This window comes from Kitasatospora sp. NPDC051164 (assembly GCF_044455625.1).
Lineage (GTDB): Bacteria > Actinomycetota > Actinomycetes > Streptomycetales > Streptomycetaceae > Kitasatospora.
The window spans coordinates 1-15,528 of sequence record NZ_JBITFB010000062.1 but is presented as its reverse complement, the minus strand read 5'-3'; the positions used below and the strand labels follow the sequence as shown (position 1 = coordinate 15,528).

The 15,528-nt window shown below is 71.8% G+C and carries 12 protein-coding genes and 3 pseudogenes; 7 read left to right on the top strand and 8 right to left on the bottom strand.

Annotated elements, in window-relative coordinates:
* Positions 1–184: 184 nt before the first annotated feature.
* Positions 185–1,597 carry an SWIM zinc finger family protein gene (locus tag ACIBEC_RS45285; RefSeq protein ID WP_360509100.1) on the top strand — a complete coding sequence of 471 codons (1,413 nt, stop codon included), beginning with the start codon at positions 185–187 and terminating at the stop codon, positions 1,595–1,597.
* Entirely contained in the window at positions 1,594–4,173 is a 2,580-nt protein-coding gene (locus tag ACIBEC_RS45280) for a DUF6493 family protein (protein WP_360509102.1), read from the top strand. The genes ACIBEC_RS45285 and ACIBEC_RS45280 overlap by 4 nt, the downstream gene beginning before the upstream one ends.
* A gap of 347 nt (positions 4,174–4,520) precedes the next feature.
* Here ACIBEC_RS45280 and ACIBEC_RS45275 read toward each other — a convergent pair whose 3' ends face one another.
* Positions 4,521–4,706, bottom strand: coding sequence for a hypothetical protein (locus ACIBEC_RS45275; protein ID WP_360509104.1), 186 nt, complete (start codon positions 4,704–4,706; stop codon positions 4,521–4,523).
* A 141-nt stretch (positions 4,707–4,847) separates the two neighbouring features.
* On the opposite strand from ACIBEC_RS45275, the pseudogene ACIBEC_RS45270 reads away from it, so the two are divergent.
* A pseudogene (locus ACIBEC_RS45270) lies at positions 4,848–5,165 on the top strand (transposase); the annotation flags it as partial.
* 34 nt (positions 5,166–5,199) lie between these two features.
* Here ACIBEC_RS45270 and ACIBEC_RS45265 read toward each other — a convergent pair.
* The 3 genes from ACIBEC_RS45265 to ACIBEC_RS45255 all read right to left on the bottom strand — a co-directional run bounded on the left by ACIBEC_RS45265 (position 5,200) and on the right by ACIBEC_RS45255 (position 7,036).
* Positions 5,200–5,637 (bottom strand): DUF4259 domain-containing protein, encoded by a 438-nt coding sequence (locus ACIBEC_RS45265; protein WP_360509106.1) that lies wholly within the window; start codon positions 5,635–5,637, stop codon positions 5,200–5,202.
* Between the two features lie 470 nt (positions 5,638–6,107).
* The gene (locus ACIBEC_RS45260) at positions 6,108–6,713 is read right to left on the bottom strand and encodes a helicase associated domain-containing protein (RefSeq protein WP_360509108.1); all 606 of its coding nucleotides are present in this window, start codon (positions 6,711–6,713) and stop codon (positions 6,108–6,110) included.
* Complete coding sequence (locus ACIBEC_RS45255) at positions 6,626–7,036, bottom strand: hypothetical protein (protein WP_360509110.1); 411 nt, start codon at positions 7,034–7,036, stop codon at positions 6,626–6,628. The genes ACIBEC_RS45260 and ACIBEC_RS45255 overlap by 88 nt, the downstream gene beginning before the upstream one ends.
* On the opposite strand from ACIBEC_RS45255, the pseudogene ACIBEC_RS45250 reads away from it, so the two are divergent.
* Positions 6,996–7,371, top strand: a pseudogene (locus ACIBEC_RS45250) (transposase); the annotation flags it as partial. The gene ACIBEC_RS45255 and the pseudogene ACIBEC_RS45250 overlap by 41 nt on opposite strands.
* 25 nt (positions 7,372–7,396) lie before the next feature.
* On the opposite strand, the gene ACIBEC_RS45245 reads toward ACIBEC_RS45250, so the two are convergent.
* On the bottom strand, positions 7,397–7,768 hold the full coding sequence (locus tag ACIBEC_RS45245; protein ID WP_360509112.1) for a hypothetical protein: 372 nt from the start codon (positions 7,766–7,768) through the stop codon (positions 7,397–7,399).
* Between the two features lie 24 nt (positions 7,769–7,792).
* A complete protein-coding gene (locus tag ACIBEC_RS45240; protein WP_360509114.1) occupies positions 7,793–8,146 on the bottom strand; it encodes a hypothetical protein in 354 nt (117 codons plus the stop codon).
* Between the two features lie 35 nt (positions 8,147–8,181).
* Between ACIBEC_RS45240 and ACIBEC_RS45235 the strand changes: the two are divergent.
* Positions 8,182–8,313 (top strand): annotated as a pseudogene (locus ACIBEC_RS45235) (threonine/serine dehydratase); the annotation flags it as partial.
* A gap of 196 nt (positions 8,314–8,509) precedes the next feature.
* Here the strand turns inward: ACIBEC_RS45235 and ACIBEC_RS45230 are convergent.
* Positions 8,510–10,093, bottom strand: a complete 1,584-nt coding sequence (locus ACIBEC_RS45230; protein ID WP_360509116.1) for a hypothetical protein — start codon at positions 10,091–10,093, stop codon at positions 8,510–8,512.
* Positions 10,094–10,154: 61 nt separating this feature from the next.
* The gene (locus ACIBEC_RS45225) at positions 10,155–11,039 is read right to left on the bottom strand and encodes a hypothetical protein (RefSeq protein WP_360509117.1); all 885 of its coding nucleotides are present in this window, start codon (positions 11,037–11,039) and stop codon (positions 10,155–10,157) included.
* Positions 11,040–11,456: 417 nt separating this feature from the next.
* Between ACIBEC_RS45225 and ACIBEC_RS45220 the strand changes: the two genes are divergently transcribed.
* Together ACIBEC_RS45220 and ACIBEC_RS45215 are read left to right on the top strand one after the other, a co-directional pair.
* Entirely contained in the window at positions 11,457–11,630 is a 174-nt protein-coding gene (locus tag ACIBEC_RS45220) for a hypothetical protein (protein ID WP_360509119.1), read from the top strand.
* Positions 11,631–12,068: 438 nt separating this feature from the next.
* A complete protein-coding gene (locus ACIBEC_RS45215) occupies positions 12,069–15,455 on the top strand; it encodes an AfsR/SARP family transcriptional regulator (protein WP_396290675.1) in 3,387 nt (1,128 codons plus the stop codon).
* Positions 15,456–15,528: the final 73 nt, after the last annotated feature.

Below are 15,528 nucleotides of genomic sequence, written 5' to 3'. Positions count from 1 at the left end.
GCCTTTCGCTGGGGTGATGTCCACGGCCGCTCCCTATCGGACACGCCTGGGAGCTTCGCGTTCCAGGCCGAGCCGGTCCTTGAAAACAGGCAGGCCGGCGAAGGGCGTCCGCAATTTCCGCGGAGCCCCGTCGCCGCAGGCCCGGCGCCGAGGGCTGTCAGCCTCCTGCTCTAGCGTTGCCGACATGACGCAAACCGCTCACGCGTACCGCTATCTGCGCTCATCAGTGCTGGACGACCTGCACGGGCGCCTCGGGCTGGAGACCTCCGGCGGGGCCACGCCCTTCGGCGAGGTCGCCCATCCCCACTTCTTCGAGGGGATGCTGACGACCCCTTCAGCGGCGGCCGCCGGGCTGCTCGCGGTCGCGGACGTGGCCGCCGCGCGCTACTACCAGCCCCGGCTGCTCGCCTCGCTGGACCCGGTGGTCACCGCCAACGGCGACCGGCTGCGCTTCGAGTCCTTCTCCGGCTGCTGCGGCGTCTACGCCCGGCTCGACGTGCTCGAGTCCGGCCTGGACGGCGGCGAGATTTGCCACGGAACCACCAATGTCGACATCAACGTTCCGCTGCGGGACGCCCTCGGCCGCCTCGGCCCGGCCGAGCCGCTGCGGCTCGCGGTCGGTCCGGAGGCGCTGGAGGTCACCACGCTGGACGGACCGCTGGTGGAGAAGAAGGTTCCGCTGCCGGACCGCTGGCTGCGCGGCTTCGCCGAAACGCAGGTGGTGGCCGCCGGTTTCGACCTGCGCGCCGAGTTGCCCGCCGCCGAGGCGGTCCGCTTCCTCCGCCCGCTGACGGCGGGAAGTGCGGGGAGCGCGCGCGGCACGGCCGGCCCGACGCAGTGGGTCATCCCCACCGGGCGTCTGCTGCGGCCGACCAGCCGGCCCGTACCCGGCGCCGTCTGCCTGCCCGGCCCGCAGCGGCTGGTCGCGCTGCAGCGGGTGCTGCGCCACGCTCTCGCGCTGCGCGTCTACGGCCCGCCGCTGACGGCTGGGGACAGCCGGCCGACCAGCTCCGCCTGGGAGGTCGAGCTGCCCGGCATGCGGCTGACGCTCACTCTCTCCCCCGACCCGGCCCGCGGCTTCTCCGGCGAGGGCGGCGTGCTGGACGCGCTGGCCTCGGCCGGCTGCGAGCAGGACGCGGAACTGGTCGCGGTGCTGCTGGCCTGGGAGCCGCGTATCGACGTGGGAGAGCTGGCCGATCAGGCCGGCCTGTCGTCGCAGCGGGTCCGCGCGGCGTTGACGCGGCTGGGCACCGCCGGGCAGGTCGGATACGACACCGCCGAGGCGGCCTTCTTCCACCGCAGGCTCCCCTATGAAGCGGGCTGCGCCGAATCCCACAACCCGCGGCTGCGGGCCGCCCGCACACTGGTCGCCGCAGGGGCGGTCCGCCCGCAGGCGGACGGCGGCGCACTGGTGCACGTGGAGGATCATGTACAACGGGTCCGCCGCGCGGCGGACGGCTCGCTGGGGTGTACCTGCCTCTGGTGGGCCAAGTACCGCGGCGGGCGCGGGCCGTGCAAGCACGTGCTGGCGGTCGGGTTGGCGGCGGAGGCGACGGCCTCCGCCGCGCTGAAGGAGAAGGAGGGGGCGGCGCGATGAGCCTGCTGGACTGTGTGGACGCTGGGGATGCCGACGGCGTCGTGGCTGCGCTGGCCGCACTGGGCCCGGCGGAGCGCCGCGCCCTGCTGCCCGAACTCAAGCGCCGCCGCAAGGAGATGTCCGCCGCCTGGTGGGAGCACTCGGGAGGCCGGAAGCTGGCCCTGCTGGTGGCCGGGCTCGGCTGTCACACGGCGCCCTCCTCCGCGTTCTCCTGGGCGAGCGGAGTCGGTTCCCCCGCCGGGATCGTGGTCTGGCAGAACGAGACGGTCCTGGCCGTCGTCGACCGGCAGAGTCCGCAGTGGCAGGCGGAGGTGCTGCGCCGGATCGCCGACCGGCGGCCCGGTTGGTTCGGCGACGAGTACCCTGCGATCGAGCGCCTCGCCCGCGCCGCGGGTGAGCCGGTGCCGGTGACGGACGGAGTGGTGCTTGCGTGGCAGCACCACCACGTCCCGTCGTACGCGACCGAGGAGTACCGGCGCGAGCTGGTGCCCCGGCTGACTCAGGCGCCGTCGACCCCCTCGCTGCTCCTCGGGATGTTCGACGTCGTGGGCGCGGGCGACCAGCTGGGCGAGGCGTGGCGTGGCGCGGTCCTCGGGCTGATCGAGGCCGGCGTGGTCGAGCGCGACGAGATACTCGACCGCTGCCTGGCCCGGCTGGCGCGCGGCGGACGGCCGGGCGACCAGCGCGGCTTCCAGCGGCTGCTGGAGCAGCTCGCGCCGACCCCGGAGGAGATCGCCGCACGGATCCGCGCCTACCTGCCGCTGCTGGGCAGCCTGTCGCCGGTGGCCGCCCTCGGCCAGGCACAGCTCGCCGAGGCGGACGCCGTGGGCCTGCTGGAGCCGGAGCACCTGGTCGAGGCCTCGGCCACGGTCTTCTTCCGCAGTGAGAAGAAGCTGCTGCGCGCCCAGCTCACCTGGCTGGACCGCTCCGGTCGGCGCTCCCCGGACTGGGCGGCGGCGGCCGTGCGCGGCGCGGCTCTGGCCTTCGGGCAGAGCGACGCGGAACTGCAGGAGCGGGCGCTCAAGGTGGCGGCGCGTCACCTGAAGGTGGCGGGTCCTGCCCTGCTGCCCGAACTGCAGGCGGCGACCGAGCTGCTCGGTCCGGCCCAGGCCGCCAGTGCGGTGGCGCTCTTCGGCCTGGACGCCCCCGCCGCCTCGGACGCGGCCGCGCCCTACGAGGAGTTGCTGCCGCCGCTCCCCCAGCGGCTCCCGCTGGCCGGACCGTTGGATGGGCCCGCCGCCGTGGCCGAGGAGCTGGCCGCCGTGCTGGCGGGCGACGGCAGTGTCGCCGCCTTCGAGCGGACGCTGGCCGGCCTGGTCCGCGAGGCGTTCCGGGACGGGGAGGCGCTCCGGGTGGCGCTGAAGCCGGTGCTGGGCGAGGAGCAGTGGGCCGAGACGCTTAACGTCTGGTCCCCGGACCACACCTGGATCGCCCTCGCCGCGGCCGCGGCCGCGGGTCAGGTCACCGAGGCGCGGGCGCGCGCCATGCTGCAGGGGCAGGGCCCGCTCCGGACGGCATATCAGGAACGCCTCAGCGCCGTCCACGCCACCCGGGTGCGCGAGGCCGCCGCTCTCATCGTGCTCGGACGCACGCCCTTCCTCGTCGCCACGCCCAGCTACGCGGACGGCGGGCTGGAGGCGGCCGCGCTGGTGGAGCGCCTCGCCGCCCTGGAGGCAGCGGAGGGCGAGGTCGGCGCGGCCGACTTCAGCCAGGCACTGCTCCGCGTCCTGCCGACGGACGATCCGGCGGTGCAGGCCGCAGCCGTGCAGCTCCGCTCGGCGGAGGGCCGACGGCTGGCTCGGTGGCTCGCCCAGGGCGGGCTGCCCGGCCAGCGTACCGAGCGGCTGCCGGCCGGGGCGGGGTCGCGAGCGTGCCCGCGCGTCACCCAGCCCGGGCTCGCGCCGGATCAGGAGCCCCTGCTCCACCCGGACATACGCCGGATGCTCAACCCGATGCTGGACGGGGAGGGGCGTCACATCCCCGCCTACGGCAATATCGCGACGCCCTACGCCCTCGCCGTGCTGCCCTGCCACCGCGAGGAGCTGGCGGTGCGGCTCGGCAGCGCGATCATCGAAGCCGCCCAGTATGGCGCCAAGGGCGCCCAGCTGCTGCCGCAGCTGGTCGAGGCGGGCGGCCCGGCCGGCCCCGGGGTCCACCTGACGGTGGCGTGCGCACTCGGCGCGGCAACGGCGGAGGACCGCACGGCGGCCGTCGACTCCCTGCTGCTGCTCGCCGCCCAGGGCGCGCTCGACGCGGAGCGCCTGGGCTCGGACCTCGCCGAGGCGGTCCGCTGCGGCGTGGCCCCGCCGAAGCGGCTGCCGCTCAGCCTCCGCCAGGCCGCCGAGTCCGGCGCGTACGGGACGGTCTGGTCGGTCCTCCGCGCCGCCCTGCCGGGCCTGCTGGCCCCGGAGCCGATACGCGGCGTCCCGGAGCTGCTGGCCATCGCCACCGATTGCGCCGCCCGTAGCGGCGCGACCGGCGCGCTGCCGGTGGTCAAGGCGCTTGCGGCGCAGCGCGGCTCCTCCCGCCTGCTGAAGGAGGCCCGAGCACTGCACGCCGTGCTGACGGCGAGCTGAGCGGCGGCTCACCCCAGCAACGCGTAGACCGCCGTCCCCTGCGCGGCAAGGGCGCCTTTGCCCGCCGGCACGACCGGATACCCACCGAGGTCGGTCGAGGCGCGGCGCGGCGGCAGAATGCGTTGTGGCCCGTTCCCGGCAGCTCCGATGCCGGGAACGGGCCCTTGTGCTCTTCTCCTGGTCGGGCCCTACGGTTCCATGCCGTCGGCCATGTCGTGCGGGTGGTGGACGGCGTCCCGTCCCAGCCGCTGGGGGTTCCAGTCGGGGTCAGCCAAGCGCTCAACCCGCCAACTCAACTGCGCATTCGCCAACTGAAGCGCTCAGTCACAGGGGAGAGGCCGACCGGCCTACTGCTCGGGGATCCAGCCGCGGACTTCGAGGTAGGCGATGTCGGCGTCCTCGACGGCGCGGCCGGTCTCCACAAGCCACTCCCTCATGGCCTCGGTACCGTCCGCGCGGGGAATGAAGCCGCGGCGCAGGCCCGGGGAGTCCTCCGTGGAGCCGGCCGACATGGTGAACTGGTCGGCCTTCATCCGGACGGTGAAGGCCAGGCGTCCGCCGGCTGGCCGGTCGCGTGGACAACCGGCGCGAGGTGAGAGGCGCCGGAGCGGATGGCCTGCTTCCCGGCCCGGCCGGCCATGCTCTCCCCGGGTGCGCCGACGACGTCCTTGCCCCGCGGCCTCAAGGCCTACGCGGGCGCCTCCCCGATCACCCGGGCCTCCGGCAAGAAGTCGAGCATCACCCGCCGGTGGGTGAAGAATGACCGGCTCAACCACGCCGGCTACCTCTGGGCCTTTGCTGCCCTCACGGCATCATCCGGTGCGAAGGCCCACTATCGGCGCCGCCGCGACGACCACGGCGACTGGCACGCCGCCGCCCAGCGCAACCTCTTCAACAAGATGATCGGCCAGCTCTACCACTGCCTCCAGAAGCACATCCCGTTCGACGAAGCGTTGGCCTTCCCCACCCAGCTGATTGCTGCTGCTGCCTGACCCACCAATCACGGAGCTGGCCTGTCGCGATCCCCTACGCGTCGAGGTCGAAGAGCGGAACGTCGATCGACGGAGGTGGTGGGTTGAGCATCGAACGAAGAGCCTTGATCATGGCGATCCACCGAGCGCAGTCAGCGGCCGCGACCCAGCTCTCGGTGATGCCGAACTCATCGGAAGCGATGCGCGCGAGGGCCTCATCGGCGAGCAGGCGGAGGTCCTCGGAGAACATCGGCATCACAGTCTTCGGACCGTATCCGGAGTCGGCCTGTCGGCCTCCAGGGCACTGGGCCGCGATCAGTGCGGCCGCAGCCACCGCCTCCTGCGCCTCATAGAGGTAGTCCGACGTGCTCAACGTTCGGGTGAGGACCCCACGAACCATGGCCTCCCGCTCGACGGACTCGGCCTCATCCAGCGCTCCGGCGAAGTCCGCAGCCGTGTCGTTGTCGAACGGGCCGATACCCCACGTCCCCACGATGACCTCCTCGCGTCGTTGGCGAGGATCATGCCACCGGCTACCGACAAGGCGGGCGCACGCCCGCCCACATCTTGTTCGACCAGCAGCCATTCTCTTCCAAGCGACTTCCGGAGGTGGCTTGACGAGCTAACAACGTGAGGTGTCTACGTGGAACCGGCGTGGTGCCGGGGACCGCCGTGGGCTGGCTGGTCGGCGCGGACGGCTTCGCCGGACGCGCAGAAGAACCCCCGGCCCGCCGCAGGCGCGAACCCCGAACCGAACCGACCGGCCTACCTCCACCACCAAGACAAAGGACAGGAGAAGGGGTTGTCGGCATTTCCGGCCCGCCCACAATGGCACCTGACATGCGGTGATGCCATGCCGGGCCGGATCACCATGCGCGCACAAGACCACCAGCTAGACGTCCCCCAAGACCACTCACAAAACGCGGCCCCGCGGGTCAGGTCAGCTGCTGGTTGCGGGGCGGGTCAGCCCATCACGGTCTCGGCGTGCCGGGTGAGCGCATCCAGGAGCGCGGTCTGCTGGTCGGTCAGCTTCCCGTCGGTGCGGGCCCCCGCCTGCTTGCGCAGCCAGGTGCCGGGCCGGAAGGTGGGGTCGTCGCCGAGGCCGGTGCGGTTGGCCGGGCCGTCCAGGGTGCCGCCGGCGGCGAGGTAGGCGAGCAGGCGGCGGTAGAAGCGGTTCCAGTCCGGTTCCAGGCGCCACAGTTCGTCCAGCGCGTCGAGCTTGGCGGCCTGGTCGGCGGTGAGGGCCTCGGCCTTGCGCTGGCGGCGCATCCACGCCCCCACCGCGTAGCCATCGAGCTTCTCGGTGGCGGGGATCGCCAGGTGGCCGTGGTGGGCGGCCCAGGCGCGGGCGTAGGCGTAACCACGTTCCCAGGCGTTGGCGTGCTTGGACCAGATCATGCCGAGCGCGTCCAGCTCCGCGACGCGGGCCGCGTCGAGCAGGCCTTGGCCGTTGAGGTCGCGCTGCCGGTCCAGCCAGGAAATCAGCTCCGGGTGTGCCTGCTTGTCGGTGGGTCGAGGTGGCCGTGCTCGAGGTGGAACCTGGCGGCGACCGCGTGCATGCGCTGCCACTCCACGGCCCGCGGGTTGAACGCCCGCAGCTTCACCGTCTGGAGGATGGCGCCGGCGTGACGCCGGGCGTCGATCCGCAGCCACTCGACCGGCGACTCCACCACCGCCGGCTGCTGCTCGCCTTCCCCAGCCTCGGCGCCTTCCCCGGCCTCGGCGCCTTCCCCGGCGACCTGCGCCGTAGTGGTGAGCAGGGCCGGCTGGGCGCGGTGGGCACGCAGCTCGGTGATCCGGCCCACCACCCGGGCGTCGTGCGCGGCGAGTGCCCGCAGGACGCGCCAGATCGTGCGGAACGGCGAGGCTTCGATCTCGGTGTCCGAAGCCATCCCGCCGATCCGCTCCGGGCGCGGGCCGCGTCGGCACAGGCCCGGAAAGCTCCACGGCGACAAGGCCAACGAGCACCGCTTCATCCGCACCTACCTGAGACGGCGCCAGATCACTGCCCGCATTCGCCCGCCGGGGTGTCGAGGCCTCCGCGCGCCTCGGTCGGCACCGCTGGGTGATCGAGAGGACCGTGGCCTGGCTGAACGGCTTCCGCCGACTCCACCGCCGCTATGAACGCAAGGCTGATCACTTCGCGGCCTTCGCCAGCATCGCCGCAGCCATGATCTGCCACCGCCGACTCGCCGAGTGCGATGATTTCAGAGTTGTCAGCACCTGATCGGTCGCCGCCCAGGGAGGCACCTTCAGGAGACCGCGCCCTGAGCTGGGCACTGCCAGTCGGCCGCGTCGATCGCATGGCCCGCCATATCAGCGAGGTGGAAGCAACGGCCGTTGGCCCACACCGTCACCGAATCCGGCCGATGCACGACCTGGAAGGGCTCATCCCCACGCTGCGTCCCGGACCAGGAACCGTCTGCCGCCGGTGAGTGGGTGACAACGACGCAGGTCTGCTGGCGCTGGATCTGGTAGGTGTCGGCCCAGGGCTCCACGGTCAGCTCCAGCGGCACTTCACCGTCGTTCGTGACCAGCAACCGCGCAGTTCCCCCCGTGAACATCCAGCACCCCTCCTTACCTCTGCGGCGATCTTTCAGGGCGAGCACCGTCCAGAGGTGCACCTGGCCTGATCCTCGCACGCGAGATCAGGTTCGCCAGCGCCATCCCCTTTCATAGGCATCGCAGACCTCCCAAATGAGATGACTTCTAAGGCGCAGCGGGCCGGCTGGCCGGACCTGGTCGAGGATCAGCGGGACCTGCTGACGGCGATCGGCATCGAGGCGGACCCGGAGCTGGTGGCCGCGAAGGCCGCGGCCGAGGCGAAGCCGAAGGTGTCCCGGACGGATCGCTTCGCGCAGGGTCTGGCGGCCCTGGCCCAGTTCGTGGAGCGGGAGGGCCACGCGGTCGTCAAGCGAGCCCACAAGGAGGAGCTGGAGCTTGGTGACGGTCGGCGCCGGCGGCGAGGAAACGGTGGAGACGATCTCCGTGTCGCTTGGCACCTTCTATTTCCTTGTGGTGTTGCGCCAGTCCTTCGATCGAGCACGCCGCCGCCACCGCCCTGGGCGCGCGGACCTCCGGCGCCTACCGGCCCGGCGAGGGCGAGCGCGTCGCCGTCGTCCTGTGCGGGGCGAACACCGACCCGTCCGATCTCGTCCCCGCCACCTGACGTACCGCCGGCTACCGCCACCGTCCGGCTCCCGGCAGGAGGGCACGGGACAGCGGAAACGCGGCGGCGCCCGGATCCGGGGTCGCTTTCCTCCGGATCCGGACGCCCGCCCCTCGGCTGTCCCGTGTTGTTGTCCCCGCACGTGCCCGTCTGCCTGACCGGGCACCGCGCGCAGGCCGGTCACCGTGTCGGACGGTCAGAAGCCGAGCTTGTTCCAGTCGCTCCATCCGGTGGAGCCGGTGGTGTACCAGGCGTGGTAGGGCTGGCCGTCGGTGCCGGTGGCGAAGACTTCGCTGGTCTTCTTGTCGGCCTGGTAGGCGGTGGCGTAGATGTCGGTGAAGGTGCCGGTGGCGACGGGCTGCCAGTTCGACCAGCCGGTCGACCCCGCCGTGTAGTACGCGTGGTAGATGTGCTGGTCGTTGTCCAGGGCGAAGACCTCGATGGTCTGCTTGTCGGCGTGGTAGACGGTCTGCACCTTCGTGGCCTTGCCCGGCGCGATGAGCTGCCAGTTCGACCAGCCGGTCGCGCCCGTCGTGTACCAGGAGTGGTAGACCTGCTGGTCGTCACCGATCGCCACGACCTCGGTGGTCTGCTTGTCGGCCTGGTAGACGGTCTGCAGGTTCGTGGCCTTGCCCGGCGCGACGAGCTGCCAGTTCGACCAGCCGGTCGAGCCGGCCGTGTACCAGGAGTGGTAGACCTGCTGGTCGTCACCGAGGGCGAAGACCTCGATGGTCTGCTTGTCGGCCTGGTAGACGGTCTGCACCTTCGTGGCCTTGCCGGGTGCGATGAGCTGCCAGTTCGACCAGCCGGTCGCGCCCGTCGTGTACCACGAGTGGTAGACCTGCTGGTCGTCACCGATCGCCACGACCTCGGTGGTCTGCTTGTCGGCCTGGTAGACGACCTGGAGCTGGCCGGTGAACTTGCCCGGCGCGACGAGCTGCCAGTCGCTCCAGCCGGCGGAGCCCGCGGTGAAGTAGGAGTGGTAGATCTGGCCGTCGGTGCCCAGGGCCATGACCTCGGTGGTCTTCTTGTCGGCGTGGTAGACCGCCCGCGGCTCGCCGACGAACTTGCCCGGCGCGACTAGCTGCCAGTTCGACCAGCCGGTCGAGCCCGTCGTGTACCACGTGTGGTAGATCTGACCGTCCGAGCCCGGCCTGAACACCTCGGTGGTCTTCGCGTCCGGAACGTACACACTCGCACCGGTCGTCCCGGCCACCGGAGTCGGAGTCGGGGCGGGGGTGTCGTCGACGATGTTGTTGTAGCGCAGGGCGGTGTAGTAGCCGGTGGGCCAGCCCTCGACCTTCGAGTTGTTGATGTTGGCGGAGGTCGGCCCGTGGGTGGGGTTGTTCGGGTTGCTCTCCGCGTAGTACTTGAACGCACCGCTCGACTTGTCGGTCCAGCCGGCGAACAGGAAGGTGTGCTCGGCGGTGTAGTCCATCGCGTCGCCCGGCTTGAGGTCCGAGAAGCCGATCTTGGTGGACACGTCCGGCAGGGTCCAGGTGACCATGCTCTCCTTGAGGTGCCAGGCCATGGAGACGTATCCGGAGCAGTCCTCGCGGTAGGTGCCGTTCGCGTCGGGCTTGTAACCGCCCTGGTTGTAGGGGACGTTTTCGTCGACCCAGGACTGTGCCCGGGCCATGACCTCGCTGCGGCTGATCGTTCCGCCGGCGCTCGACGCGGCCTGGGCCGGGCTGCCGACGGCGAGCGTGGCCACGACGCCGGCGGTCAGGGCGACGGTCGTGGCGAGGGAGGTGAACGTGGTGGACTTGGAACGGTTCATGATGATTCCTTCGGGAGCGGGAACGTGGGCTGTCATGCGGGTGCCGTGCGTGCGGGGCGGGTCACCGGGCTGCGGTGAGCTGCGCCAGGAGGACGTCCAGGGCCTTTCGGTCACCGTCTGCGGTGGCGGTGTCGCTCTGGCCCGCGGAGTCGAGGTCGGTGTACTGCAGGACGGTCAACTGTCCGGCCTGCTGGGCGAGGTAGACGTGCTGGGACTGCTGCCCGGGCGCGGACAAGCCCGGTACGGCGGTCCACCGGTAGGTCCAGGCGGCGGCGCCGTCGGCGGTGGCGGTCGCGGTGACGGCGGCGTCGGGGGAGCGGCCGTTCTGGCTCTGCAGGACGGCAAGCCGGTCCTGGCAGGTGTTCATGGCGGAGGTGAGCTGCTGGAACACCTGGGCGGCGGCCTGCGGGGTGGCGAAGGTGAAGGTGTCCTGGATGGCGGGGGTCTTGGCGGTGCTCGCCCAGCCCTGCTGGAGCCATCCCGTCGCGCCGTCGATGCCGAGGCATTCGTTCAGGTCGGTGTGCTGGCCGGTGGGGCGCGGCACCGGCGCACCGAGGGGTTTCCAGCCCGCCTTCGCGCTGTTGGGCAGCTGGGTGGGAGCGATCGGTGCGGCTGGCTGGGCCTGGCCGGCGGGAGAGGTGCCGGCCGGCGGTGCCGGCACGGCGGGCGCGGGTGGAGCGGAGGCGTCGACCGGGGGCACCGCCGCCGGCGAGGAGGGGGTGGTGGCCGCCGCGCGGGGCGTCGCGGTGACGGGGGCGGCCGCGGTGACGGGGGCGGCCGCGGTGACGGGGGCGGCCGCGAGGGCGGGGGCGGCCGTCGGGGAGACGGTGGCCGGTGCGGTGGCCGCCGAGGACGTCGGGACGAACTGGTTCGCGGTAACAGCCGCGAGGGCGATCGCGGGGACGGCGGCGATCAGGAGCGCTCGGCGACGGCGGACAAGGGGCATGACGGGTCGTCCCTTCATGGGGAGTCGAGAAAGAGGGCGGCTAGGAGTGGGGCGGGTGTGCATGTCGCGGGGACGGCTGTCCTGCGCTGCGGGTGGAGCGGTCACAGCCGGCGGCGGGACGCGGTCGCCGCGGCGACACCTGGCCCGGCAGCGGGAGGAACGGGACCGGGCGGGCGGGAACGCCGCTACCGGGAAGTTGGGTAGGCTTCGCGCGCTCCACGGTCGGCGGGCCGCGGTGGGCGTGGTGCCCGGGTGGCCGGCGCTGCGCGGTGGGCGTGGCGGTCACCGGGCTGAGTGGTCCGCGGCCTCCGGCGGCTCCGGGGGCAGGTAGCAGCGCAGGAGCAGGGGAGATGTCCGGTGGCTACGGGAGATCAGGCCGTGGGCACACCTGACGGCGTCGGCCCCATCGGCCGGGTCGTGGCTGAGCAGGTAGAGCAGGAGGTCGAGCCGGTCATGGGCGGGCTGTACGCTGACGTGCTGGAGTCCGTCGGCGGGCTCGTGTGCGCCCAGAGGGCGTCCACCACCTCTGCCGCGGCCGCTGCGCTCGTCTGCGCCACCTCACCCGGCCGCCGGAGCCTGAGGCTGGCGTAGACGATGTCCATCCCGCGCTCAGGCGCCCCAGCCGAGGCTGTCCGAGCCGGCGGCGGTCGTGGTGGCAGTCGTGGCGGCGGTCGGACGTGGCGGCAGCGGAAGCGCCACCGGTGACTGCGGAAGCGGCCGGAGCGATCAGCAGGACGGTGAGCGAGACGGCGGCGACCGCGGAGGCCTGGGCAATACGGGTGCGGATCATGACGGAGCCTTCTGGGATTGACGGGAGAGGTGTGCCGCCGAGCCTGGCAATGCCACTGCCGAGCAGGGCAGTCACCGAGTGAACGACGCGCCTGGCGTACGCGGCAGCGGTCTCCCCCGAGGTTCGTGTCACCGGATCATGGAGGAACGAACCATTGCCCGTTCACGCCCGACCGGACGGATGCACCGATCGTGACTCCGCCTGCTCACAGGCCTCTAATATGGCGATAACAGCGATCCATGGCCGATGTGAGCGCTCATTACTACGGGGGTTTCGGCGTGGGGATCCGGTTTGGGCTGCTCGGGCCGTTGCAGGTGGAACGCGACGGGCAGCCGCTGCCGCTCGCCAGCCCGAAGGTGCGCACGCTGCTGGCCGGGCTCCTGTGCACGCCCGGTGAGGCCGTCCGGGTCGACGCCCTGGTGGACCTGCTGTGGGACGGCGTTCCGCCCCGCACGGCGCTCGCCTCCCTGCACAACCACGTCAATCGCCTGCGGACGGCGCTGGGCCCGTACGGCCCCCGGCTGCGGTCGGTGCCCAGCGGCTACCTGCTCTCCGTGGAGCCGGACGAACCGGACTCACTCGCCTTCGCCGGCGCGGCCGAGCGGGTGCGAGACGCGCACGAGCACGGAGACTGGGCGGCGGTGACGGCCGGCGCGGACCAGGCCCTGGCCCTGTGGCGGGGCGAGCCGTTCGCCGACGTGCCCGGGCTCACCGCCGGCCCCCAGGCCACCCAGCTGCGCGAGACCCGACTCGCCCTGCTGGAACGGGCGTTCACCGCGGGCCTGCGCACCGGACGCCACCGGGACCTGGTCGCCGACCTGACCGCGCTGACCGCCGAACACCCGCTCCACGAGGCCTTCCACGCCCAGCTCATGCTCGCCCTGCACGGCTGCGGCCGCACGGCTCAGGCCCTCGACGTCCACCGCGCCCTGCGCACCAGGCTCGCCGAGGAACTCGGCGTCGACCCGGGCGCCCCGGTACGGCACGCCCATCAGCAGATCCTGGCCTCCGACGGCGAAGCCGCGTCCTCGTCACCACGCGCGGCAACGGCGTCGCCGGCAACAGCACTCCCGGCCGCCTCACTACCCCGGGACGTTTCCGCGTTCGTCGGGCGTCGCGAAGAACTCGCCGCCGTGCTCGCCGCGTGCCGCCGCGGCGCCGAAGCGGGTGGAGTGCTGGGGATCCACGCCGTCGACGGCATGCCAGGCATCGGCAAGAGCGCCTTCGCCATCCACTGCGCGCACCGGTTGGCCTCCTACTTCCCCGATGGCCAGATATTCCTGCCACTGCACGCGCACACGCCGGGCACGCGCGTCGTCCAACCGGCGGAAGCCCTCGCCGCCCTGCTGCTGGCCGTCGGGGTGGCGCCGCGGGAGATCCCGTCCGAACTGTCAGCGCGGGCGGGGATGTGGCGCAGCCGGGTGGCGGGCAAGAAGATCCTGCTGCTGTTGGACGACGCTCTCGGCAGCGAGCAGGTCAGCCCCCTGGTTCCCGGCGCGCCCGGAACCCTGGTGATGGTCACGAGCCGCCGCCGGATGGTGGGCCTTGAGGACAGCGTCCCCATCACGTTGGACGTTCTGCCCCCGCGCGAGGCCGCCGAGTTGTTCACGGCCAGAGCGGGCCGGGCGGGCTTGCCTCCCGAGGACCCCTCGGTCGTCGAGACGGTGCGCCTGTGCGGGTACCTGCCGCTGGCCATCCAGCTTCTGGCGGCCCGTCTGCGTCACCATCCGTCCTGGTCGGTCGCGGACCTCGTCTCGGACCTCAGCGATGCCACCGGGCGCCTGGACGCGATCTGTGCCGGGACGACCTCGGTTGCCGCCGTCTTCGACCTCTCCTATCGCCACCTGCCGGCAGACCTGAAACGGCTCTTCCGACGGCTCGGCCTGCACCCCGGTGACGACCTCGACACGTACGCCGCCGCCGCGCTGGACGACACCGACCTCGCCACGGCCCGGCGGCGGCTGGAGGTACTGGAGGACCATCATCTGATCGACGAACCGGTCCGCGGCCGCTACCGCATGCACGACCTCCTGCGCGAGCACGCCCGCGACCTTGCCGGGGCGGACCGGCCCGAAGAACGCGTCGCTGCCCTTGACCGGCTGCTGGACTACTACCTGGCGGGCAGCACCGCCGCCAACCGCCACTTCGCCCGCCACAGCCAGCCCGCCACCAGCCACGCGCCCTCCGCGATCAGCCCCGATCTGTCGACCCCGGAACGGGCAACCGCCTGGTTGCTGACCGAACGCACCAACCTGCACGCGGCCGTGGAGCTCGCCGCCGCACAGAACCGCCCGCTGCACGCTGTACGTCTGCCATCGGCCCTGCACGAGATCCTTCGGGGCCAGGGCCATTGGGAACAGGCCGAGACCCTGCACCAGATCGCTCTGGACACCGCGATTGTCACGGGCGACCGGCTCGGCCAAGCCGACGCCCTGGTTTACCTGGCCAAGCTTCGAGACCTGCGGGGGCATCTGGAACCGGCCACAGAGTTGCTCCGGCAGGCAATGACCCTGTACCGGACGCTCGGTGAGCGGCTCGGCGAGGCATACACGCTCTTCTGCCTAGGGGATGTGCAACAGAGCGAGGGACGATACGAGGACGCGATCGACTCGTGCCGCGCGTCACTGGCGATCTACCAGGAAGCCGGCGATCTTCCTGGCCAGGCCAATGCTCTGGTCAGACTCGCCTTCGTCCAACAGCTCGCCGGGCAGACCGACCAGGCCACCGAGAGCCTCCCGCCGGCCCTTGACCTGTTTCGCACCCTGGGGGACCGGGTCGGCCTGGGCAACGTCCATTTCAATCTCGGCCTGATCGGAGAGAAGACCGGGCGCTACGAAGACGCGGCACGCAACCACGACGCCTCGATCAGCCAGTTCCGCGCCATGGGAAACCGGTTCTGCCAAGCCAACGCCCATCAGGGCCTCGGTCTGGCGCAGGAGGCGATGGGACGGTACGAGGAGGCCGTCGAGAACCACCGTGCAGCTCTGGAGATCCTCCGTGCAATGGGAAACCCGATCGGCCACGCGAACTCCCTCGCCCTACTGGCACGTGTCCAACTCGTGACCGGGCAGCACGAGGTGGCCGCCGAAAACCTCCGGGCCGCGTTGGAGATGTTCCGCACGGCGGGCATACGCCGGGGCGAGCTGGACGCCCTCGTCACGCTGGGAAGCCTCCAGCATGAGACCGGGCGCCACGCGCAGGCCGTCGAACTCCTCCAGCAGGCCCTGACCGGGTTCCGCGCCATCGGCGTGCCAGCGGCCGAAGCACGCGCGCTGGTCCACCTCGGCGATGCCCAACGGGCCACGGGAGAACTCGACGCCGCAGCCGAGAGCCTGAGCCAGGCGCTGGCCCAGTGCGGAGATCTCCAGGACCCAGGGCTCGAAGCGGAAGTCCTCAATGCGCTCGGCAGGCTCCTTGCGAAGCGCGCGCGGTGGGTCGACGCACGTGACCATCACGCAAGGGCGTTGGCGATCGCCCGTGCGATCTCCTATCCGCTTCAGGAGGCACGTGCACTCGAAGGAATCGCGAACGGCTACGGCCAGGAGGGATACGCCCGCGAGTATGAGACCTATCTTCATCAGGCTCTCGATATTGTCCAACGGCTCGGAAGATTTCAAGTCCAGTGAGACGGTCGTGACGCTATGAGGTTTGTGGTGCGGGTTCCCTGCGCTTGGCCGGGTCGTTGATCCACGCCGTCTT

What these genes read in the sequence shown, in the direction of transcription:
- ACIBEC_RS45255 (WP_360509110.1), bottom strand. Translation starts at nt 7,036, where the DNA reads ATGGCTTCGGACACCGAGATCGAAGCCTCGCCGTTCCGCACGATCTGG.
- ACIBEC_RS45225 (WP_360509117.1), bottom strand. Translation starts at nt 11,039, where the DNA reads ATGCCCCTTGTCCGCCGTCGCCGAGCGCTCCTGATCGCCGCCGTCCCC.
- ACIBEC_RS45215 (WP_396290675.1), top strand. Translation starts at nt 12,069, where the DNA reads ATGGCCGATGTGAGCGCTCATTACTACGGGGGTTTCGGCGTGGGGATC.
- ACIBEC_RS45280 (WP_360509102.1), top strand. Translation starts at nt 1,594, where the DNA reads ATGAGCCTGCTGGACTGTGTGGACGCTGGGGATGCCGACGGCGTCGTG.
- ACIBEC_RS45285 (WP_360509100.1), top strand. Translation starts at nt 185, where the DNA reads ATGACGCAAACCGCTCACGCGTACCGCTATCTGCGCTCATCAGTGCTG.
- ACIBEC_RS45230 (WP_360509116.1), bottom strand. Translation starts at nt 10,093, where the DNA reads ATGAACCGTTCCAAGTCCACCACGTTCACCTCCCTCGCCACGACCGTC.
- ACIBEC_RS45275 (WP_360509104.1), bottom strand. Translation starts at nt 4,706, where the DNA reads ATGAAGGCCGACCAGTTCACCATGTCGGCCGGCTCCACGGAGGACTCC.